This is a genomic window from Ensifer sp. ENS09 (assembly GCF_014852425.1).
GTDB lineage: Bacteria > Pseudomonadota > Alphaproteobacteria > Rhizobiales > Rhizobiaceae > Ensifer.
The window spans coordinates 302,248-322,271 of sequence record NZ_JACVBP010000003.1 but is presented as its reverse complement, the minus strand read 5'-3'; the positions used below and the strand labels follow the sequence as shown (position 1 = coordinate 322,271).

The 20,024-nt window shown below is 62.6% G+C and carries 20 protein-coding genes; 15 read left to right on the top strand and 5 right to left on the bottom strand.

Features of this window, described 5'->3' with window-relative positions; translation table 11 throughout:
• Together IB267_RS16530 and IB267_RS16525 are read left to right on the top strand one after the other, a co-directional pair.
• Complete coding sequence (locus IB267_RS16530) at positions 1 to 1,161, top strand: CaiB/BaiF CoA-transferase family protein (protein WP_192448584.1); 1,161 nt, start codon at positions 1 to 3, stop codon at positions 1,159 to 1,161.
• Entirely contained in the window at positions 1,158 to 2,294 is a 1,137-nt protein-coding gene (locus tag IB267_RS16525; RefSeq protein ID WP_192448583.1) for an extracellular solute-binding protein, read from the top strand. The genes IB267_RS16530 and IB267_RS16525 overlap by 4 nt, the downstream gene beginning before the upstream one ends.
• 54 nt (positions 2,295 to 2,348) lie before the next feature.
• Here the strand turns inward: IB267_RS16525 and IB267_RS16520 are convergent, their stop codons facing one another.
• Positions 2,349 to 3,185: an amidohydrolase gene (locus IB267_RS16520; RefSeq protein WP_192448582.1), complete on the bottom strand. Its 837-nt coding sequence runs from the start codon at positions 3,183 to 3,185 to the stop codon at positions 2,349 to 2,351.
• 75 nt (positions 3,186 to 3,260) lie between these two features.
• On the bottom strand, positions 3,261 to 4,049 hold the full coding sequence (locus IB267_RS16515; RefSeq protein ID WP_192448581.1) for an IclR family transcriptional regulator: 789 nt from the start codon (positions 4,047 to 4,049) through the stop codon (positions 3,261 to 3,263).
• A 164-nt stretch (positions 4,050 to 4,213) separates the two neighbouring features.
• Between IB267_RS16515 and IB267_RS16510 the strand changes: the two genes are divergently transcribed.
• The 12 genes from IB267_RS16510 to IB267_RS16455 all read left to right on the top strand — a co-directional run bounded on the left by IB267_RS16510 (position 4,214) and on the right by IB267_RS16455 (position 14,833).
• Positions 4,214 to 5,533 carry a sugar ABC transporter substrate-binding protein gene (locus IB267_RS16510; RefSeq protein WP_192448580.1) on the top strand — a complete coding sequence of 440 codons (1,320 nt, stop codon included), beginning with the start codon at positions 4,214 to 4,216 and terminating at the stop codon, positions 5,531 to 5,533.
• 81 nt (positions 5,534 to 5,614) lie between these two features.
• Positions 5,615 to 6,511, top strand: a complete 897-nt coding sequence (locus IB267_RS16505; RefSeq protein WP_034796432.1) for a carbohydrate ABC transporter permease — start codon at positions 5,615 to 5,617, stop codon at positions 6,509 to 6,511.
• A complete protein-coding gene (locus IB267_RS16500; RefSeq protein WP_043619379.1) occupies positions 6,511 to 7,377 on the top strand; it encodes a carbohydrate ABC transporter permease in 867 nt (288 codons plus the stop codon). Before IB267_RS16505 ends, IB267_RS16500 begins: the two co-directional genes overlap by 1 nt.
• Before the next feature lie 6 nt (positions 7,378 to 7,383).
• On the top strand, positions 7,384 to 8,481 hold the full coding sequence (locus tag IB267_RS16495) for an ABC transporter ATP-binding protein (RefSeq protein WP_192448579.1): 1,098 nt from the start codon (positions 7,384 to 7,386) through the stop codon (positions 8,479 to 8,481).
• A gap of 1 nt (position 8,482) precedes the next feature.
• Positions 8,483 to 9,595, top strand: coding sequence for a mandelate racemase/muconate lactonizing enzyme family protein (locus tag IB267_RS16490; RefSeq protein ID WP_192448578.1), 1,113 nt, complete (start codon positions 8,483 to 8,485; stop codon positions 9,593 to 9,595).
• Between the two features lie 12 nt (positions 9,596 to 9,607).
• A complete protein-coding gene (locus IB267_RS16485; RefSeq protein WP_192448577.1) occupies positions 9,608 to 9,958 on the top strand; it encodes an L-rhamnose mutarotase in 351 nt (116 codons plus the stop codon).
• Positions 9,951 to 11,030 (top strand): Gfo/Idh/MocA family protein, encoded by a 1,080-nt coding sequence (locus IB267_RS16480; protein ID WP_192448576.1) that lies wholly within the window; start codon positions 9,951 to 9,953, stop codon positions 11,028 to 11,030. The genes IB267_RS16485 and IB267_RS16480 overlap by 8 nt, the downstream gene beginning before the upstream one ends.
• Before the next feature lies 1 nt (position 11,031).
• Positions 11,032 to 11,478 (top strand): MaoC/PaaZ C-terminal domain-containing protein, encoded by a 447-nt coding sequence (locus IB267_RS16475; RefSeq protein ID WP_043619367.1) that lies wholly within the window; start codon positions 11,032 to 11,034, stop codon positions 11,476 to 11,478.
• 10 nt (positions 11,479 to 11,488) lie between these two features.
• A complete protein-coding gene (locus tag IB267_RS16470; RefSeq protein ID WP_192448575.1) occupies positions 11,489 to 12,223 on the top strand; it encodes an SDR family oxidoreductase in 735 nt (244 codons plus the stop codon).
• Between the two features lie 19 nt (positions 12,224 to 12,242).
• On the top strand, positions 12,243 to 13,088 hold the full coding sequence (locus IB267_RS16465) for a fumarylacetoacetate hydrolase family protein (protein ID WP_192448574.1): 846 nt from the start codon (positions 12,243 to 12,245) through the stop codon (positions 13,086 to 13,088).
• A 19-nt stretch (positions 13,089 to 13,107) separates the two neighbouring features.
• On the top strand, positions 13,108 to 14,385 hold the full coding sequence (locus tag IB267_RS16460) for an L-fuconate dehydratase (protein WP_192448573.1): 1,278 nt from the start codon (positions 13,108 to 13,110) through the stop codon (positions 14,383 to 14,385).
• 199 nt (positions 14,386 to 14,584) lie between these two features.
• A complete protein-coding gene (locus IB267_RS16455; RefSeq protein WP_371742550.1) occupies positions 14,585 to 14,833 on the top strand; it encodes a WGR domain-containing protein in 249 nt (82 codons plus the stop codon).
• Positions 14,834 to 14,852: 19 nt separating this feature from the next.
• Here the strand turns inward: IB267_RS16455 and IB267_RS16450 are convergent, their stop codons facing one another.
• The 3 genes from IB267_RS16450 to IB267_RS16440 all read right to left on the bottom strand — a co-directional run bounded on the left by IB267_RS16450 (position 14,853) and on the right by IB267_RS16440 (position 18,968).
• Complete coding sequence (locus IB267_RS16450) at positions 14,853 to 15,359, bottom strand: NUDIX hydrolase (protein WP_192448571.1); 507 nt, start codon at positions 15,357 to 15,359, stop codon at positions 14,853 to 14,855.
• A 93-nt stretch (positions 15,360 to 15,452) separates the two neighbouring features.
• Positions 15,453 to 17,036 carry a Na+/H+ antiporter gene (locus IB267_RS16445; protein WP_192448570.1) on the bottom strand — a complete coding sequence of 528 codons (1,584 nt, stop codon included), beginning with the start codon at positions 17,034 to 17,036 and terminating at the stop codon, positions 15,453 to 15,455.
• Between the two features lie 618 nt (positions 17,037 to 17,654).
• Positions 17,655 to 18,968: an MFS transporter gene (locus tag IB267_RS16440; protein WP_192448569.1), complete on the bottom strand. Its 1,314-nt coding sequence runs from the start codon at positions 18,966 to 18,968 to the stop codon at positions 17,655 to 17,657.
• A 206-nt stretch (positions 18,969 to 19,174) separates the two neighbouring features.
• Between IB267_RS16440 and IB267_RS16435 the strand changes: the two genes are divergently transcribed.
• Positions 19,175 to 20,014 (top strand): inositol monophosphatase, encoded by an 840-nt coding sequence (locus tag IB267_RS16435; RefSeq protein ID WP_192448568.1) that lies wholly within the window; start codon positions 19,175 to 19,177, stop codon positions 20,012 to 20,014.
• Positions 20,015 to 20,024 lie beyond the last annotated feature (10 nt).

The window sequence follows — 20,024 nt, the reverse complement described above, 5'->3', positions numbered from 1 at the left end:
ATGACCGAAACCAACGAATTGCCGCTCTCTGGCCTTGTCGTCGTCGACATGAGCCAGTTTCTCTCAGGTCCCTACTGCTCCTTGCGCCTCATGGATCTCGGCGCGCGCGTCATCAAGATCGAGCGCCCCGACGGTGGCGACCTGTCGCGCCGGCTTTATCTGAGCGACACCGAGATCGGCGGCGATTCCACCATCTTCCATGCGATCAACCGCGCCAAGGAAAGCCTCGCGATCGACCTCAAGAACGAGGATGACCTCGCGGCCCTGAAGACGCTGCTCGCCAAGGCGGACGTGCTGATCCAGAACTTCCGCCCCGGCGTCATCCAGCGCCTCGGCCTCGACTACGATGCGGTCAAGGCGATCAATCCGAAGATCGTTTATGCCTCGATCAGCGGCTATGGGGAGGAGGGACCCTGGGTGAAACGGCCGGGGCAGGATCTGCTCGCGCAATCGCGCTCTGGCGTCATGTGGCTGAACGGTGATGAGGGCCAGGGGCCGGTGCCCTTTGGCCTTGCGATCGGCGACATGCTTGCGGGTGCAGCGGCAGCGCAAGGCATTCTCGCAGCGCTCGTCCGCCGCGGCATTTCCGGCAAAGGCAGCCTGATCGAAACGAGCCTGCTGGAAGCACTCGTCGACTTCCAGTTCGAAGTGCTGACCACGCACTTGAATGACGGTCGCCGGCTGCCGGCCCGGTCCGGCTTCCGCAGTGCCCATGCCTATCTGTCGGCGCCTTACGGGGTCTACCCGGCCAGGGATGGCTATCTCGCCATCGCCATGACGCCGATCCCGAAGCTTGCCGATCTCCTGAAGATGCCCGAGCTCGACGCCTATCGCGACGATCCGGCCACCTGGTTCTCCGAACGGGACAAGATCAAGGCGCTGATCGCCAAGCGGATCGCGGAAAACACCATCGACCATTGGCTTGGCGTCCTTGAGCCAGCGGATATCTGGTGCGCCCGGGTCCTCAACTGGAACGAGCTGCTCGAAAGCGAAGGTTTCCAGGTGCTCGACATGTTGCAGACCGTGGTGCGCGAGGATGACGTTTCGATCCTGACGACACGGTCACCGCTCAGGGTCAACGGCAAGCGCGCCCAGGTGGACCGCGCAGCACCACGCATCGGCGAACACAGCACCTCGATCCGCAAGGAGTTCGGCCTGTGAGCACCAAATTGAAGGGCATGACCTGGAGCCACCCGCGCGGCCACGACCCCATGATCGCCTGTTCCCGGCTCTGGCAGGAACGCACCGGCATAACGGTGGAATGGGACAAGCGCTCGCTGCAGGATTTCGAGACCTACCCGGTCGAAGAGCTTGCGCGGGCCTATGATCTGATCGTCATCGATCATCCGCATGTCGGCCAGATTACCAAGGAAAGGTGCCTGGCGCCGCTTGATGTGGAAGGCCATCAAGAGGAGAGGGCAGCGCTTGAGGATGCGAGCGTTGGGCGCTCCTATCCGAGCTATACCTGGCAGGGCCGGCAATGGGCCTTCCCGATCGATGCGGCAACGCAAGTCCAGGCCTGGCGCCCGGACCTGACGGAACGCATGGAAAGCTGGAGCACCATGCTGGCGCTCGCGCGAAAGGGGAAGGTGGCGCTGCCGATGCGTGCACCGCATTCCCTGATGAGCTTCTACACGCTTGCCGGCAATCTCGGCTCTCCCTGCCGAAGTGACGGTACCGGGCCGCTGATCGAAACCGATGCCGGCGTCAACGCCTTCGAACGCTTGCGCGAGCTCACGGATCTGATCGATCCCGGCTGTTTCTCGATGGACCCGATTGCCGTGCTGGAGGCCATGAGCGATCCCGCCTCGAAAATTGTCTGTGCGCCGCTGATTTACGGCTATGTCAGCTACGCGATTGCGGGGTTCCGGCCGTCGCTCGTGACGTTCGGCGATATTCCGGCTGCCGGAACCAATGGCCCTGTCGGCTCGGCGCTCGGCGGGACCGGCATCGCGGTTTCGGCTTTTTCGCAAGCGCGCGAAGCAGCGATCGATTTCGCCTACTTCGTTGCGAGCGGCGACGTCCAGCGCGGCCCCTATGCCTCAGGCGGGGGGCAGCCAGGCCACGCGGCCGCCTGGGATGACGACGCCGTCAATGCGGCGACCTGCTATTTCTATCGTGCGACGCGCAAGACACTGGAGAGCGCCTGGGTTCGTCCGAGGCACGATGGCTACATGGCCTTCCAGCAGGCGGCATCCGATCGCATCAATGACGGCCTCCTGCGCAAGGAGGCAGCGCGAAAGGTCGTCGACGACCTCAATCGACTGTTTGCGGCGAGTTTTGTTGCAACCTGACTTCTGAGTTCCGGGACGCCCAGGCGTCCCGGACCAGATTATAGAAAGGTCTGTTCAGGCGAGCTTCCAGATCCGGCGCGCGTTGTCGGAAAGCAGCTTGCGCTTTTCCTCTGCGCTGCAGCCTTCCAGAAGCGCGTGGGTGGCGCCGACCCAGGTCGAAAGGTTGCCGCCGAGCGTGCAGACCGGCCAGTCGCTTCCCCAGACCACCCGGTCCCAGCCGAAAACACCAATCGTGTGCTCGACATAGGGGCGCAGTGTCTCGACCTGCCAGGCTTCATCCGCATAGGCGACGACACCGGAGATTTTTGCCGTGACATTTGGCCGGCGGGCTATCTCGCTCATGTGCTCGCGCCAGGGGTGCTCGGCGCCGGCGCGAATGTCGGGCACGCCGCAATGGTCGAGAATGAACTGGACGTCGGGCGCAAGATCGGCAAGCGCAATCGCCTTTTCGATCTGCTGCGGCAGGACGCAGAGGTCGAAGGTGAAGCGACGGCCGCCGAGCCGGCGGATGTTGTCGCGGAACGTCGCCCCTTCGGAAAGATCATCCGGCATCACATGCAGCACGCGGCGGAAGCCCTTGACCAGGCCGTTTGCTTCCTGGCGTTCCAGATAGGCCGCAAAGCCATCCTCTTCGGGCCGGCAGGCGGCAATCGCGCCCTTCAGCAGACTATCCGCCTGGCCTGCGAGCCGCGCGACCTCGGATGTCTCCTTCTCCATCTCCGAAGGATCGACATCGACCTCCATGTGCAGGCTGGCGGTAATGCCGAGCCGGCGCGCTTCGCGCTCGTAGGTGGCGTAGAGAAAGTCCTGGTCGAGGGCAGGCACGCCGGCGAGCCAGGGATAGGCAAGCCTCGACCTGTCGATGAGGTGAAGATGGGTGTCGATGATCAAGGCGCGGCTCCTCCGAACGCTTCTCACATAAGAATGATCTATTCAGATAAGAAGTACGATCGTTCTCAAGTGCCGTCAATCTGTTGTCGAGGCCACGTCCGAACCGGCCAATGTCGACAGTTGCTCGGCGGTTTTCAGCAAAAGGGCGATGCTTTCGGTGATATCAGGCGCCGAGGGCGCGTTGACGAGCGCGATATAGGGCACGGTCAGCGCCGCGATGCCGCGGCCATCAGGCCCCAGGATCGGTGCCGAGAGGTTATAGACGCCGGCTGTCTGCGCGCTTGCCATCATTTCATAGCCGCGCTCGCGGATCTGATCGAGGCGCGCGTAGAACTCCGGCCCGCGCGGGACCTCGTCTTTGCTCCTGCCATGTTCCGCGATCATCATCTCGCGCTCTTCGGCCGAGCGGAAGGCAAGCAGGATATGGCCGGATCCCGTATCGAAGAGGCTGATATGCGATCCGACCCGGATCGAAATGCCCCAATAATCAGGCGCTTCCTGCTGGGCGATGACGACGGCGGAGCCACGATCGAAGACGGCGAGATGGTTGGCCTGCTTCGAGCGCTGGGCCAGATCGCGCATCAACGGCGTGGCGTAGGAGGCAAGCCTGCGGACCGGCGCATGCAGCTGCGACAACCCGAACAGCTTCAATGTCAGCGAATAGCGATCTCCGTCGATGCGCGTGACATAGCCGCGCCGCACCAGCCGATCGAGCATGCGGTAGAACTCGTTCGGGCTGCGGTTCAGGCGCTTGGAAATCTCCGCCTGCGTCAGTCCGCCGTCGACGCTGGCGAGCAGCTCGAGAATGTCGAGCCCCTTATCAAGGGCCGGTGCGCGGTAGCGGTCTGACTCTTCGGTGTCCATGAAGCCTCCTTGGTGAATACTCATATCCATATACGCAGACGAAGGTGCCTACAAAGGAAAGTTCTCCCTTGACGCCTCATAAAAATGTTGTTTGTATATGAATTAGTTTCTCACAAATGAGAACATCACGTCAGGAAGAGGGCGTGAACACGGGAGGAGTGGACATGAAAAGGCTGCTTGCCGGCGTCTCCGCCGGCGTCGTTATGCTTGCCTGTGCAGGAGGAGCGGCGAATGCCGCAGAACTGCCCGGCAAGTTCGAAGGCGTCACGATCGACGCCAAGCTGATCGGCGGACAGCAATACGAAAAGCTCTATGAGCGGATCGGCGAATGGGAGAAGGCGACCGGCGCCAAGGTCAACATCCTGTCGAAGAAGAACCACTTCGAACTCGACAAGGAGATCAAGTCGGATATCGCGACCGGCGGCGTCAGCTGGTGCGTCGGCTCCAACCATTCCTCCTTCGCGCCGCAATACCCCGACATCTACACCGACTTGCTGCAGCTTTTGCCGCCGGAGGAGATCGCCAAGTTCGTGCCGGCGCTGATCGACGCTTCGACGCTCGACGGCAAGCTGGTGATGCTGCCGCGCGCCCAGTTCGACGTCTCGGCTCTCTACTACCAGAAGAGCCTCTACCAGGACGAAGCCAAGAAGGCCGCCTTCAAGGCGAAATATGGGTATGATCTCGCGCCGCCGGACACCTGGGCCCAGGTCAGCGACCAGGCCGAGTTCTTCGCCGCCCCGCCAAATTTCTACGGTACGCAGTTTGCCGGCAAGGAAGAGGCCATCAACGGTCGCTTCTATGAAATGCTCGTCGCCGAAGGTGGCGAATATCTCGACAAGGACGGCCGCCCGGCTTTCAACTCCGAAGCCGGTGTCCGTGCGCTCGACTGGTTCGTCAAGCTCTACAAGGACAAGGCCGTACCGCCGGGAACGACCAACTATCTCTGGGACGACCTCGGCCAGGGCTTTGCCTCGGGCTCGATCGCTCTCAATCTCGACTGGCCTGGCTGGGCGAGCTTCTTCAACGACCCGAAGTCCTCCAAGGTTGCCGGCAATGTCGGCGTGAAGGTCCAGCCGGCCGGCTCTTCCGGCAAGCGCACCGGCTGGTCGGGCCATCATGGCTTCTCGGTCACCGAGGATTGCGCCAACAAGGAAGCGGCTGCTTCGCTCGTCTGGTGGCTGACCAACGAGGATAGCCAGAAGCTGGAATCGGCTGCCGGCCCGTTGCCGACCCGGACTGCCGTCTGGGAATACAACATCAAGCAAGCTGAGGGCGACGCCTACAAGACCGAAGTTCTTCAGGCTTTCCAGGAAGCAGCAAAGCATGCCTTCCCGGTTCCGAAGACGGCCGAATGGATCGAAATCTCCAACGCCGTCTATCCCGAGCTACAGGCCGCCATCCTCGGCGACAAGACGTCGAAGGAAGCGCTTGATGCCGCCGCCCAGAAGGCGACCGGCATTGTCGAAGACGCGGGCAAGCTCTGATCGATAACAACGAGGCGGCGCCGATGCCTTGAAGGCGCCGGCGCCGCCTCAGCCATTTCATGCAATCCTCAGGACTGCCCGATGAAGCTCAAGAAATTGTCAGCACCGGCCCTGCTTCTGCTTCCGGCCTTTGTCGTGCTCGCGGCGGTGATCGTGTTGCCGCTCCTCTTTTCCTTCTATTCGAGCTTCACGCCGTTCCGCTTGACCAAACCGGAGACGCTGTGGGTCTTCGTCGGCCTGCGCAATTACGCAACCGTGCTCGGCAACGCCGAATTCTGGGTCGCGTTCGGCCGCACCGTGCTGCTGCTGACGGTGGCGCTCAACGCCGAAATGCTGCTCGGTCTCGGGCTGGCGCTGCTCGTCAACAAGGCCACCCATGGCCAGCGCCTGCTGCGCACCATGATGATGTTTCCGATGATGTTTTCGCCCGTGCTCGTCGGCTTCCAGTTCAAGTTCCTGTTCAACGACAATATCGGCTTCGTCAACAATGCGCTGCAGTCGCTGGGACTGACGGATCAGGCGATCCCCTGGCTAATCGACGGCAATCTCGCACTGCTTTCGATCATCATCGCCGAAGTCTGGTCCTCGACCGCGGTCTTTGCGATCCTGATCCTGGCCGGCCTGCTTGCCATGCCGAAGGATCCGGTGGAGGCGGCCCATGTCGACGGCTGTACGCCGTGGCAGACCTTCCGCTATGTCACCTGGCCCTACCTCATGCCGTTTGCCTTCATCGCCATGACGATCCGGTCGCTCGACGTCGCGCGCGCCTATGACATCGTCAAGATCATGACCGATGGCGGCCCAGCCAAGCGCACGGAGCTGCTGTGGACGCTCGTCGGCCGCACGGCCTACGCCGATGCTCGCATGGGGCTCGCCAACGCCATGGCCTATGTGGCGATCCTGCTGTCGATCGTCTTCACCGTCTATTTCTTCCGCAAGCTCGCCGCGGCGCGCCAGCAGATCGGAGCCGAGTGGTAATGGATATCAACGCTTCGCACCGCCTGCGCCGCCGCCTGCTGAAGACGGTGCACCTGATCGGCCTGTTCCTCGCAATGGCCGTGATCTGCCTGCCCGGCCTCTGGATCGTGCTGTCGTCGCTGCGCCCGACCGTCGAGATCATGGCGAAACCGCCGGTCTGGATCCCCGAGAGCATTTCGCTCGATGCCTATCGCGCCATGTTTTCGGGCGCAGGCCAGGGCGGCGTTCCCGTCTGGGACTATTTCCGCAACTCGTTGATCATCTCGGTGACCTCGACGGTGATTGCGCTCGCGATCGGCATGGCCGGCGGCTACGCCTTCGCCCGCTATCGCTTCAAGGCGAAGTCGGCGATCTTCCTCGGCTTCATGCTGACGCGCGCGGTGCCCGGTATCGCGCTCTCGCTCCCGCTCTTCATGCTTTACGCCCGCACCGGGATCATCGACACCCACTTCTCGCTGATCCTGACCTACGTGGCGCTCAACGTGCCCTTCACCATCTGGCTGATCGACGGCTTCTTTCGCCAGGTGCCGAAGGATCTCGCCGAGGCCGCCCAGATCGACGGCTGCACGCCCTGGCAGGCTTTCTGGCAGGTGGAGTTTCCGCTCGCTGGTCCCGGCATCGCATCTGCCGGCATCTTCGCGTTCCTGACCTCCTGGAACGAATATGCGCTTGCCTCGCAGATCACCCGCTCGGTCAATTCCAAGACCCTACCGGTCGGGCTGCTCGACTACACTGCCGAATTCACCATCGACTGGCGCGGCATGTGTGCGCTCGCCGTCGTGATGATCATCCCGGCGCTGACCCTTACCTTCATCATTCAGAAGCACCTCGTTTCGGGCCTCACCTTCGGCGCGGTGAAAGGATAATCGTTCATGGCTCCTGTCACACTCAGGAAACTGGTCAAGCGCTACGGCGCGCTCGAGGTCGTCCACGGCATCGACCTCGAAGTGAAAGACCGCGAGTTCATCGCGCTCGTCGGCCCGTCCGGCTGCGGCAAGTCGACGACGCTGCGCATGATCGCCGGCCTCGAAGACGTCAGCGACGGCGCGATTGAAATCGGCGGAAAGAAGGTCAACGACCTGCCGCCGCGGGCGCGCAATATCTCCATGGTCTTCCAGTCCTATGCGCTCTATCCGCATATGACGGTCGCTGAAAACATGGGCTTTTCGCTGAAGATCGCAGGGCGCTCGGCCGATGAGATCAAGACGCGGGTCGACGAAGCGGCAGCCATCCTCGATCTCAGCCATCTGCTCGAACGCCGCCCGTCGCAGCTTTCCGGCGGCCAGCGCCAGCGTGTTGCCATGGGCCGCGCCATCGTGCGCCAGCCAGATGTCTTCCTGTTCGATGAGCCGCTGTCGAACCTCGACGCCAAGCTCAGGACGCAAGTCCGCACCGAGATCAAGAAGCTGCATGCCCGCATGCAGGCAACGATGATCTACGTCACCCACGACCAGGTCGAGGCGATGACGCTTTCTGATCGCATTGTCATCATGCGCGACGGCTATATCGAGCAGGTGGGCACGCCCGAAGAGGTGTTCCAGCGTCCTGCCACCAAGTTCGTCGCCGGCTTCATCGGCTCGCCGCCGATGAACATGGACGAGGCGATCGTCGACGACGGTACGCTGGTGTTTGCAAGCGGCGCGCGGCTGCCGATCCCGCCGCGCTTTGTGAGCGCGTTGCGTCCGGGCCAAAAAGTCACCTTCGGCCTCCGCCCCGACGATATCTATCCGAGTGGTCACGGCCTGCATGCCGGCGATGCGTCAGCCGTGCACGAGGTCGAACTGCCGGTGTCGATCACCGAACCGCTCGGCAACGAGACGCTCGTCTTCATTCATTTCAACGGCCGCGATTGGGTCTCGCGCATGCTCAATCCGCGCCCACTTGGCCCGGGCGAGAAAGTGCGCATGAGCTTCGACCTGTCGCGCGCCCATCTCTTCGACATAGATACCGGCAAGGCTCTGGAAGGCTGACATGGCAAGAATCGAGAAAATTGAACTGCGCATGGTCGATCTGCCGCCGAAGGTGAAGCGGACCGATGCGATCCAGAGCTTCGTCAGCCAGGAAACCCCGATCGTCACCATCACCGACAGCGATGGAGCGACAGGCACCGGTTACAGCTACACGATCGGCACCGGCGGCTCCTCGGTGATGCGGCTGCTCTCCGATCACCTCGTTCCGATCCTGATCGGCGAGGATGCCGATTGCATCGAGGCGATCTGGCACAAGATGGAGTTTGCCACGCACGCAACGACCATCGGTGCGATTACGGCGCTGGCGCTTGCCGCCGTCGATACGGCGCTCTGGGACCTGCGGGCCAAAAAGCAGAAGCTGCCGCTCTGGAAGCTCGCCGGCGGCGCAAAGGAAAGCTGCCCCCTCTACACCACCGAGGGCGGCTGGCTGCACATCGAAAAGGAGGCGCTGGTCGAAGACGCGCTTGCCGCCAAGGCCAAGGGTTTTTCCGGTTCGAAGGTGAAGATCGGCAAGCCACACGGTTCGCAGGACTACGATCGTCTGTCGGCGATGCGCAAGGCGCTCGGCGACGGCTTCGAAATCATGACCGACTGCAATCAGGGTTTCACCGTCGACGAGGCGATCCGCCGCGCGTCGCGGCTGAAGGAACTCGACCTTGCCTGGATCGAGGAGCCGCTGCCGGCCGACGATCTCGACGGCCACATAAGGCTGACGCGCTCGACGCCGACGCCGATTGCAGTTGGCGAATCCCTGTATTCGATCCGCCACTTCCGCGAATACATGCAGAAGGGCGCCTGCTCGATCGTCCAGGTGGACGTTGCCCGCATCGGCGGCATCACGCCCTGGCTGAAGGTCGCGCATGCGGCAGAAGCCTTCGACATCCCGGTCTGCCCGCACTTCCTGATGGAGCTGCATGTCAGCCTCGTCTGCGCCGTGCCCAACGGCAAATATGTCGAGTACATCCCGCAGCTCGACGACCTGACGACCAAGGGCATGGAGATCCGCGACGGCCGTGCCCTAGCGCCGTCCGAGCCAGGCGTCGGGATTTCCTGGGACTGGGATGCCGTGCGCGCCCGCTCGATCGACGAGTTTACCCGCGAGTTTCGTGGCTAGGAGGCATTCGAGATGCAACGGATGGGAATGGTGATCGGCCTCGAAGCCGCGAAGGTTGCCGAATACAAGGCCCTGCACGCCGCCGTCTGGCCGGAGATCCTCGCACTAATTTCCGAGTGTAACGTCACCAACTACTCGATCTTCCTCAAGGAGCCGGAAAACCTGCTCTTCGGCTATTGGGAGTATGTCGGCTCGGATTTTAAGGCGGACATGGCGAAGATGGCGGCACACCCGAAGAACCAGGAATGGTGGTCGGTCTGCATGCCCTGCCAGAAGCCGCTTGAGACGCGGCAAGAAGGTGAGTGGTGGGCGATGATGGAAGAGGTCTTCCATCACGACGGTAAGGTCAACAGCAATGGCTGACAACTTCGATCCGGCCACGCTCAGGCAGTGGTGGCCGAAACCGGAAAAGCCCCGGCCGATCGTGATCTTCGGCGCCGGCAGCATCGTCGACGACGCCCATCTGCCGGCCTATCGCCAGGCCGGTTTCCCGGTTGCCGGCCTCTATGACCCCGACCGGGAGAAGGCCGCGAAGCTTGCCGACGCCTGGGGTATTCCCGCCTTCGAACGGGAAGAGAATGCGCTTGCCGTCGCCGATGCGATCTTCGATCTGGCAACCCCGCCGGCGGCCCATGCCAGCATCCTTGCGAAGCTTCCGGTCGGCGCCGCTGCCCTCATCCAGAAGCCGATGGGCTCGGATCTCAAAGCTGCGACTGCCATCCTCGAAATCTGCCGCACGCGCAAGCTCAAGGCTGCCGTCAATTTCCAGCTTCGCTTCGCGCCGATGATGCTTGCGCTGAAGGATGCCATCGCCAAGGGCTACCTCGGCGAGGTCGTCGATTTCGACGCCTGGCTGGCGCTGGCCACACCCTGGGGCCTGTGGCCTTTCCTCAAAGGCCTGCCGCGCATCGAGATCGCCATGCACTCGATCCACTACCTGGATCTCCTGCGCGGCCTGCTCGGCAACCCTCAAGGCGTTCACGCCAAGACGATCGGCCATCCGAACCACGAGGTCGCGCAGACGCGGACGGCTGCGATCCTCGACTATGGTGATCGCGTACGCTGCGTGCTCTCGGTCAATCACGACCATGATTTCGGCCGCAAGTTCCAGGCCTGCGAGTTCCGCATCTCGGGCACGTCGGGTGCTGCCTATGTGAAGCTCGGCGTCAATCTCGACTACCCCAAGGGCGAGCCGGACGAGCTTTGGATCCGACCGATCGATGGCAGCGAGTGGGCTTCCGTGCCGCTCGAAGGTGCGTGGTTCCCCGACGCCTTCGTCAACCGCATGGCCAACCTGCAGCGCTTTGCGACAGGCGAGGACCAGGAACTGATCGGCTCGGTCGAGGACGCCTGGCAGACGATGGCCTTGGTCGAGGCCGCCTATCAATCGAGTGCCACGCCGGCAACGGCGATCGCACCGCTCCCGGGACGCTGAGATGTCAGAGCAGATCATCCATTTCGAAGACTATGAACTCGGCCACGAGCGGCTGACGACGGGCCGGACGATCACCGAGACCGACTTTGTCGTCCATGCAGGCCATACCGGCGATTTCTTTCCGCACCATATGGACGCGGAGTTCGCCAAGACCCTTCCGGGCGGCCAGCGCATCGCCCACGGCACCATGATCTTTTCAATTGGCGTCGGCCTTACGGCGTCGCTGATCAATCCGGTTGCCTTTTCCTACGGCTATGATCGTCTGCGCTTCGTGCGTCCGGTTCATATCGGCGATACGATCCGCACCCGCGTCACGATTTCCGCCAAGGAGGACGATCCGAAGCGGCCGAAGGCGGGGCGCGTCGTGGAACGGTGTGAAGTTATCAACCAGCGTGGCGAGGTCGTTCTCGCCGCCGACCATATCCTGGTCGTCGAACGCAAAGCATGAGGGATCGAGAATGACAGCGGATCTTAAAGGCAAGGTCGTCCTGATTACGGCTGCTGCCCAAGGCATCGGCCGCGCTTCGGCTTTGGCCTTCGCAAAGGCCGGCGCGAAAGTACATGCGACGGATATCAATGCGGATGCGCTTGCCGCGCTCGCCAAGGAAGCCGTTGTCGAAACGCACCGGCTGGACGTTCTGGACACGCAAGCCGTCGAAGCGCTGATCGCCAAGATCGGCGCCGTCGATGTCCTCTTCAACTGCGCCGGTTTCGTGCATGCCGGCTCGATCCTGGAGATGAAGGACTCCGACCTGGAGTTCGCCCTCGACCTCAACGTCAAGGCGATGATCCGCACCATCCGCGCCGTGTTGCCGGCGATGCTTCAGCGCAAGGACGGCGCCATCATCAACATGGCTTCGGTCGCTTCCAGCATCAAGGGTGTGCCGAACCGGTTTGCCTATGGCGTCACCAAGGCGGCCGTCATCGGTCTCACCAAGGCCGTTGCCGCCGACTATGTCTCTGAGGGTATTCGCTGCAACGCGATTTGCCCGGGCACTGTCGAAAGCCCGTCGCTGCAGGAGCGCATGCGCGCACAGGGGGACTATGAAACGGCGCGCGCCGCATTTATCGCCCGCCAGCCGATGGGGCGCCTCGGTACGCCGGAAGAGATTGCCGACCTTGCCGTCCATCTCGCGGGCGCCACCTATACGACCGGCCAGGCCTATGCCATCGATGGCGGCTGGACCATCTGACAACACAGGAAGCAGACACATGAAACTTCTTCGTTACGGCCTTCCGGGCCAGGAAAAGCCGGGCATCCTCGATGCGAACGGCACCTTGCGCGATCTCTCGGGCCACGTCGCCGATTTCTCCGGTGCCGCACTCGACCCGGACAAACTCGCCGAACTCAAGGCGCTCGATCTCGCCGGCCTTCCGGCTGTCGACGGCAACCAGCGGCTCGGCCCTTGCGTGGCCGGTACCGGCAAGTTCATCTGCATCGGCCTCAACTATTCCGACCATGCCGCCGAGACAGGCGCCACGGTTCCCTCCGAACCGATCATCTTCATGAAGGCCACCTCGGCGATCGTCGGTCCCAATGACGACCTGATCATCCCGCGCGGCTCGGAAAAGACCGACTGGGAAGTGGAACTCGGCGTCGTCATCGGCCGCAAGGCCAAGTACGTCACCGAAGCCGAAGCCCTCGATTACGTCGCCGGCTATTGCACCGTGCACGACGTCTCCGAACGCGCCTTCCAGATCGAGCGCCAGGGCCAGTGGACCAAGGGCAAGTCCTGCGACACCTTCGGCCCGACGGGCCCGTGGTTGGTGACCAAGGACGAGGTGCCGGATCCGCAGAACCTGCCGATGTGGCTGAAGGTCAACGGCGAGACCATGCAGAACGGCTCGTCGAAGACCATGGTCTATGGCGTTGCCTATCTCGTTTCGTACCTGTCGCAGTTCATGTCGCTGCAGCCGGGCGACATCATCTCCACCGGCACACCGCCCGGCGTCGGCATGGGCATGAAGCCGCCGCGTTACCTCAAGGCCGGCGACGTCGTCGAACTCGGCATCGAGGGCCTCGGCAGCCAGAAGCAGTCCGTGCGCGCGGACGATTGATCATAAGACTGGAGTGACCATGACCCGCATTACTGATCTGCGCGTCTTCGACCTGCGCTTTCCGACCTCGCAGAGCCTCGACGGTTCCGACGCGATGAACCCGGACCCGGACTATTCCGCGGCCTATGTCATCCTCGACACCGATCGCGAGGAACTTGCGGGCCATGGTCTCACCTTCACCATCGGCCGCGGCAACGACATCTGCTGCATGGCGATCAAGGCCATGCGGCATCTGATCGTCGGCCAGGATACTTCAGACATTCTCGCCCATCCCGGCCGCTTCTGGCGGCACCTGACCAGCGACAGTCAGTTGCGCTGGATCGGCCCGGAAAAGGGTGCGATGCACCTGGCAACCGGCGCCGTCGTCAATGCCGTCTGGGACCTGCTTGCCAAGGAAGCAGGAAAACCCGTGTGGCGGCTTGTCGCCGAGATGTCGCCGGAAGAGATCGCCGACATCGTCGACTACCGCTACATGACGGATGTTTTGACCCGCGACGACGCGGTCGCGATCCTCAGGAAAGCCGAGCCCGGCAAGGCCGCGCGCATCGCGACGCTCGAGCAGGAGGGTTACGCCTGCTACACGACATCGGCCGGCTGGCTCGGTTATGACGACGACAAGCTCCGACGGCTCGCCCAGGAGGCGATCGACGAAGGCTTCAACCATATCAAGATGAAGGTCGGGCGCGATCTTGCCGACGACATCCGGCGACTGACGATCGCGCGCGAGGTGATCGGCCCGGATCGTTATCTGATGATCGACGCCAACCAGGTCTGGGAGGTCGGGGAGGCGATCGACTGGATCAAGCAACTCGCTTTCGCCAAACCCTTCTTCATCGAGGAGCCAACGAGCCCCGACGATGTCGCCGGTCACCGCAAGATCCGCGAAGCGATTGAACCGGTGAAGGTCGCAACGGGCGAGATGTGCCAGAACCGCATCATGTTCAAGCAGTTCATCGCCGAGGGCGCGATCGACATCGTCCAGATCGACTCGTGCCGCATGGGCGGCCTCAACGAGGTTTTGGCGGTGCTGCTTGTTGCGGCAAAATATGAACTGCCGGTCTGGCCGCATGCCGGTGGCGTGGGCTTGTGCGAATATGTCCAGCATCTGTCGATGATCGACTATCTGGCGGTTTCCGGCACGAAGGATGGTCGCGTCATCGAATATGTCGACCATCTGCATGAACACTTCCTCGACCCCTGCGTGATCGAGAATGCCGCCTACATGCCGCCGCAACGGCCGGGTTTCTCGATCGAGATGAAACCGCAGTCGATCGCAGACTACACGTTCGCCGGCTAACAAAGGCTCCGATTTCGAAAGCCGGAACGGTACCTGCCGCTCCGGCTTTTGCTTCTCTGCGAAAAGTTCGGCGGTGCGCCTGTTGGCCCCTTATCCATTTCGGCCAGGGTCGTGACAGATCACCAAAATGAATCGATCACCCGTTATCGATTCAAAACTCTCGTTGGACCTATGCGCGCCGATCGCCGAATCTTCGCGCATGACGATCGTTCAACCGTATCAGATCCATGTCGAGCGAAGGGACGCGGCCAGAAACATGGCGCGCTACTACTCCATGCAGATCTCCATGTCCCTATTGGGCGAGGCCTGCCTGACGCGACGCTGGGGGCGGATCGGAAGTCACGGTCAGATGATGGTGCACCATTTTGCGCAGGAAGAGGACGCGGTCAAACTCTTCCTCGACCTGGCCCGGAGCAAGCGGCAACGCGGCTATCGTCCACGCACATGATCCGGGACGGTGCGTGACCTCACCGTGGCTTGAAGTCGACCAGAAGTGATTTAAGTTCGATTTCACGAACGCGGCGCGCCGCTTCATCGGGGCTTACCCAGGCGAGCGAACGCTCGCCTTTCTCCTTGTATTTTTCCGCCAGCTTGGTGACTTCGATCTGGAAGATATCGACCACACAGGGCACCACGTCGCCGTCATCGAGCATCTTTAAGTAGGTATAGCTGCCGACCGGCTTCTTGCGGACTTTTCCGCGCACACCGGCTTCCTGAAGGGCTTCGACCGCCGCGGCCTCGTGCAGTTCCTTCTGCTTCATCGGCCAGCCCTTTGGAATGAGCCAGCGGCCGCTGTCGCGCGACGTCACCAGAAGGATCTCGATCGCCCCGTCAGGCGCGAAGCGATAGCAAAGTGCTGCGCATTGCTGGCGAAACGAACCCGAAAACAGTTTCTCGGGAGAGGCAGCCAGCTTCTGCAACAGTGTCTTCGGTTTTGGTGGTTTCGGCGCCTTTGACTTTTTGATCGCTCTCAAGCTCCTCGATACTTGGCGCCAATTGGCGGACATCTAGGACATCCGCCCGTTAGGTCAAAGGACAAAATGGAAAGAAACGTTCAGGCAAGAGCCTCATGCCTTGGCTGATATTGCGCTCAACTCTTCAAGGTCGAGATCCCGTTCCAGTTCGTGCAGCGTCTCATCGTCGATTTCGCCGGCGCGATGAAGCCGGATGAGTTCGCGCCGCCCGGTCGCGACCGCTTCGAGCACAACATCGAAATGGGCGTGCAGGATCGGCGTGTAATGCTCCGTGCGTGCGGCATAGTCGACGATCGAAACCGCGCGGCGCTGATAGCGGTCGAGTAATTGCGGATGGATGAGATTGCCCGCCGTGTCATAGGCGCGGCTTTGAATCGTGACGAGCTGCGCCTGGGCCATCGCCGCCTCGGCCTGGCTTAAGGTGAGGGGCGCCTTTTCCGACGAAGGCTCGACGAGCTTCGCCCAGGCAATCACCCGCCCGAGCGTCGTTCCCTGGATCAGCACCGTTCCGAGGATCACGGCAAAGGAGGTCACCAGGATGAAGTCCCGGCCGGGGAAGCCCTCGGGCACGCTCAGCGCAAGCGCGAGCGTCACCACGCCGCGGACACCGGCCCAGGAAAGCACGGTCGCACCGCGTGCGCCGACCGGCGTATAACGTTTAAGCCCCAGCCGGTTGCCGAGCCAGATTGCGAAGTCGGACCCGAACACCCAGAGGAAGCGGGCGACGGTGAGCGCGATCAGGACCATGAGGATGGGCCATCCCAGGGTCGCAGCGACGGTCTCGAACCCGCCGCCACGCTCGACCACGCCGCGAAGCGACAGGCCGATCAGGATGAAGACCGCGGCCTCCATCAGGAAGACGATGACGGCCCAGAAGGCGGAGCCGCGCATACGGGTGGCGGCCGAAAGCACGGTATGCTGATGCCAGCTGGCGACGAGGCCGGTGGTGACCGTCGCGATCACGCCGGAAACATGCAGGAACTCACCGAGCAGATAGGACGTCCAGGACAAAAGGGCCGTGGCGGCGATGATCAGGTACTCATCCCCAAGACGGCGGGCAAGCAGGACCCAGGCCGTACCGATGACGACGCCGACGAGGGCGCCGCCGATCGCCAGCAGGAAGAAGTTTCCGACCGCCTCGCTGGCACTGAAAGCGCCTGTGATGCCGGCGGCGATCGCAAAGCGGAACAACACTAGGCCGCTTGCGTCGTTGAGCAGGCTTTCGCCCTCGAGCAGGATCTGCAGCCGTCTCGGCAACTTCACGCGCTGCAGCACGGCCCGTGCCGAGACGGCGTCGGGCGGCGAGACTATTGCCCCGAGTGCGGCGCATGCGGCCCAAGGCAGGGAGGGGAAGATGAGGTGGGTCACGACGGCAACGACGGCCGCGGTAAAAAACACTGCGCCGATCGCTAGCGAGGCGATGCCGATCAGGTGACGGCGCAGACGGCCGAGCGCGATCGTCCAGGCGCCATCGAGGAGCAGCGGCGGCAGGAAGATGACGAGCACCAGTTCCGGATCGACCGCGATGGCCGGCAGCCCCGGCACGAAGGCGAGCATCGCGCCACCGCTAAGAAGCGCCACCGACGGCGGCAGGCCGAGCCGATGCGCGACGTAGTGCAGCGCGATGATCGCGACAAACATGCCGATCACCAGTTCGAACAGATGTGTCGGTTCCACCGGTCCCCCGCTCAATGACGCGGCCCATTACAGAACACGTCTTTTCGAAACGCAATTGCAACAGTGGCGTGGAGCGTGCCGGAGGTGAAGACCGCAGAAAAGAAAAAAGGGCCAGCGGAAGACCGCGGCCCATAAAGGTGTGAAGGTCAAAAACCTCCAGAGGGGAACAGCTGCTGCGGCGGACTGGGAGGAGACCCGCCATGTGCATCAGCTGTGTGCTTTATGCCTGATTTTTGACCAGCTGGAAAACATTTATTGTGCAATGCAGCTATGCATAAACGGAAGACGTGCAGCGCGGTCGTCAGCCTGAACTGCCAAACGGCGCCAAAAGAGCTTTCCGTGGGGGAGGGGACGCCGCCAAGAACATCCGTCCCGGCAGGCAATCGGGACCGGCACACGTGCCGGCCCCGATGAGATAGTTGCTACACTAACGGTCGTGAGCTTGACCGCACAGCCATTCTACGACCGCTTTTACGATCGAACAGCGGACGGCAGGACTTCGAGCACTGTCCGCCCCCGGTCCACAGGTTGTTCACAGGCAAGGGAGGGGCTAACGCCTTGAAACGCTGTTCCGTTTTCCGAACTGTGACTAACTGCCCCTGGAAAGAACGCACCGCCTCAGGTCAGCGACACCTCGCGGGTTTCCGCATCGATCAACGCAGCGGCGATCGCCGCCACAAGCAGCAAGCCGGCAAAGGTGCCGATCGCCAGGCCGAAGCCCTTCGCCACCAGCAAGCCGATGAGCGATGGCGCAAGCAGGCCGCCCAGCCGGGCCATGCCGCCGGCCGCCCCCATGCCGGTCGCGCGCAAGGCGGTCGGATAGAGTTCCGGCGTGTAGGCATAGAGTGCACCCCAGGTGCCGAGCAGCGCAAAGCTCATGATCAGCAATGCGGCAGCAACGACCGAGGCCGCGTCCGCGACGACGAACAACAGGCAACTGAGGGCAGACAACAAGCAAAAGCCGACCAGCGTCGGTCGCCGTCCCCACGTCTCGACGCCGTAGGCGGCAAGCGCATAGCCCGGGATCTGGGCCAGAGCGATGAGAACGAGGAAACCGTAGCCCCGCACGAAGCCGAAGCCTTCGCCGGCTAGCCGCGGCGGCATCCAGGTAAAGACGCCGTAATAGGAGACCGAGATGAGGAACCAGACCGAAAGGATCAGGAGGCTGCGCCGACGCAAGTCCTTCGAAAAGATGCCGACAGCGGCGGTCGCCGCGGGCAGGGCGATCGAAACGGTCGGCTCGAGTTGGGGCCGACCGTTGACTGCCAGCATGCGATCGACGATCGCCCTGGCCGCCTCCGCCTTGCCCGTTCGCAACAGGTAAAGCGGCGATTCCGGCACGAGGAAGCGAAGTCCGACGCCAATGACTGCCGGAATGGCCGTGACGGCGAAGATATAGCGCCATCCGTCCGCAAGGCCGGCAAGAGAGATAAGCCATGCCGCCAAAGCGACGATCAGCGTGCCGACTGCCCAGAAGCCTTCGAGCATCACCAGCCATCGCCCGCGGCTGCGCACGGGCAGGAACTCCGACATCATCGCATAATCGACGGGAAGTGTGCCGCCGACAGCAGCGCCAGTGAGGAAGCGCAGGACAAGCAGGACTGCGAAATTCGGCGCAAAGATCGACAGGATGCCGAAGACCGCGTCGCAGGCAACGGTTACGATCAGGACCCGCCGGCGACCGATCCGGTCGGCAAGCCTGCCGAAGCCGACGGCGCCGATCAGCATGCCCAGGAAAAACAGCGTGCCCGTCTGCAGCGCCTGGGGAACCGTCAGGCCGAATGTCGCGGCAATGGAAGCGGCGGTGAACCCGACGGCGAGTACCTGCATGGCATCGGCCGTCCAGACCAGGCCGAATATGCCCATCAGTCGCCGCTGATAGGGGCCCGTGCCCGCCCGGTCGAGCGCTTCCTGTATCGTGATCGTCGTCATTCGACCCTGCCTTGAGATTCGACGCGTGGACACTACGTCGACGGCGCCTGCTTGGATATTGCAGAAATGCCGCAGATGCCCACCTGAGTTCGGCCGCGACGAGCGATCAACCTTCCGGGCGCCTGCCTGGCACGGACCGGCATTTTCGACTTGCATGGAATGCACACGCGTGCAAATATGCACGCGTGTGCAATGGAGTTTCGCCGATGAACGATCACAAGCCGCGCTATTCGAACGACCTTTCCGGACGGGCCCTGTTGTGTCGGGATGTCATCCGCTCTGCCGGCGCCCTGGTACTCGACGGTTTCAAGGCAAGCGCCGAGCGCGGTTATTCCTTAAAAGGCCCGCAGGATTTCCTGACGGAAACCGATGCGGCTTCCGAGGCCCATATTCGCGCCGCGATTGCCACCCATTTTCCAGCCGATGCGTTCCTGGGCGAGGAAGGCGGCGGCACCATTGCCGATCGCGTCTGGGTCGTCGACCCCGTCGACGGAACGGCGAATTTTGCGCGCGGGATCCCGCACTTCTGCATCTCCATAACCTATGTCGAGCACGGGCGCGCAGAGATCGGCGCAATCTACAATCCGGCCCACGACGAACTTTATTTCTGCCGGCGGGGAGACGGTGCAACGCTCAACGGCAAGGTCATCAAGGTCTCGTCGACGGCGACCTTCGATGCCGCTTCGGTCGAAATGGGCTGGTCGCGGCGGGTACCGGACGAGACCTATCTGGAGACGATGCGACAGATGCTGGAGAAGGGCGCCAATGTGCGGCGCGGCGCTTCGGGAGCTCTCGCGCTCGCCTATGTCGCCGATGGTCGGTCGGATGCCTATGTCGAACTGCACATGAACTCGTGGGATTGCCTTGCCGGACTGTTGCTCGTTGCCGAGGCGGGCGGCACTGTGTGTCCCTTCATGGAGATCGGCAGCCTGCTCGACGGCGGGCCGGTGCTTGCATCGACACCGGCGATCGCCAGCGGCGTGAGTGTGGCTTCAGGCATCCCAGTGCGGGAAAGCGAACAAGCCGCCGAGCTCCAGCTGGCCTGAAACGGCGATA

Excerpts from the sequence above, each read along its gene's own strand:
- IB267_RS16515 (WP_192448581.1), bottom strand. The coding sequence starts at position 4,049 with ATGGACACCGAAGAGTCAGACCGCTACCGCGCACCGGCCCTTGATAAG.
- IB267_RS16530 (WP_192448584.1), top strand. The coding sequence starts at position 1 with ATGACCGAAACCAACGAATTGCCGCTCTCTGGCCTTGTCGTCGTCGAC.
- IB267_RS16455 (WP_371742550.1), top strand. The coding sequence starts at position 14,585 with ATGACGATCGTTCAACCGTATCAGATCCATGTCGAGCGAAGGGACGCG.
- IB267_RS16440 (WP_192448569.1), bottom strand. The coding sequence starts at position 18,968 with ATGACGACGATCACGATACAGGAAGCGCTCGACCGGGCGGGCACGGGC.
- IB267_RS16475 (WP_043619367.1), top strand. The coding sequence starts at position 11,032 with ATGTCAGAGCAGATCATCCATTTCGAAGACTATGAACTCGGCCACGAG.
- IB267_RS16500 (WP_043619379.1), top strand. The coding sequence starts at position 6,511 with ATGGATATCAACGCTTCGCACCGCCTGCGCCGCCGCCTGCTGAAGACG.
- IB267_RS16510 (WP_192448580.1), top strand. The coding sequence starts at position 4,214 with ATGAAAAGGCTGCTTGCCGGCGTCTCCGCCGGCGTCGTTATGCTTGCC.
- IB267_RS16490 (WP_192448578.1), top strand. The coding sequence starts at position 8,483 with ATGGCAAGAATCGAGAAAATTGAACTGCGCATGGTCGATCTGCCGCCG.
- IB267_RS16470 (WP_192448575.1), top strand. The coding sequence starts at position 11,489 with ATGACAGCGGATCTTAAAGGCAAGGTCGTCCTGATTACGGCTGCTGCC.
- IB267_RS16460 (WP_192448573.1), top strand. The coding sequence starts at position 13,108 with ATGACCCGCATTACTGATCTGCGCGTCTTCGACCTGCGCTTTCCGACC.
- IB267_RS16505 (WP_034796432.1), top strand. The coding sequence starts at position 5,615 with ATGAAGCTCAAGAAATTGTCAGCACCGGCCCTGCTTCTGCTTCCGGCC.
- IB267_RS16495 (WP_192448579.1), top strand. The coding sequence starts at position 7,384 with ATGGCTCCTGTCACACTCAGGAAACTGGTCAAGCGCTACGGCGCGCTC.
- IB267_RS16435 (WP_192448568.1), top strand. The coding sequence starts at position 19,175 with ATGAACGATCACAAGCCGCGCTATTCGAACGACCTTTCCGGACGGGCC.
- IB267_RS16480 (WP_192448576.1), top strand. The coding sequence starts at position 9,951 with ATGGCTGACAACTTCGATCCGGCCACGCTCAGGCAGTGGTGGCCGAAA.
- IB267_RS16485 (WP_192448577.1), top strand. The coding sequence starts at position 9,608 with ATGCAACGGATGGGAATGGTGATCGGCCTCGAAGCCGCGAAGGTTGCC.
- IB267_RS16465 (WP_192448574.1), top strand. The coding sequence starts at position 12,243 with ATGAAACTTCTTCGTTACGGCCTTCCGGGCCAGGAAAAGCCGGGCATC.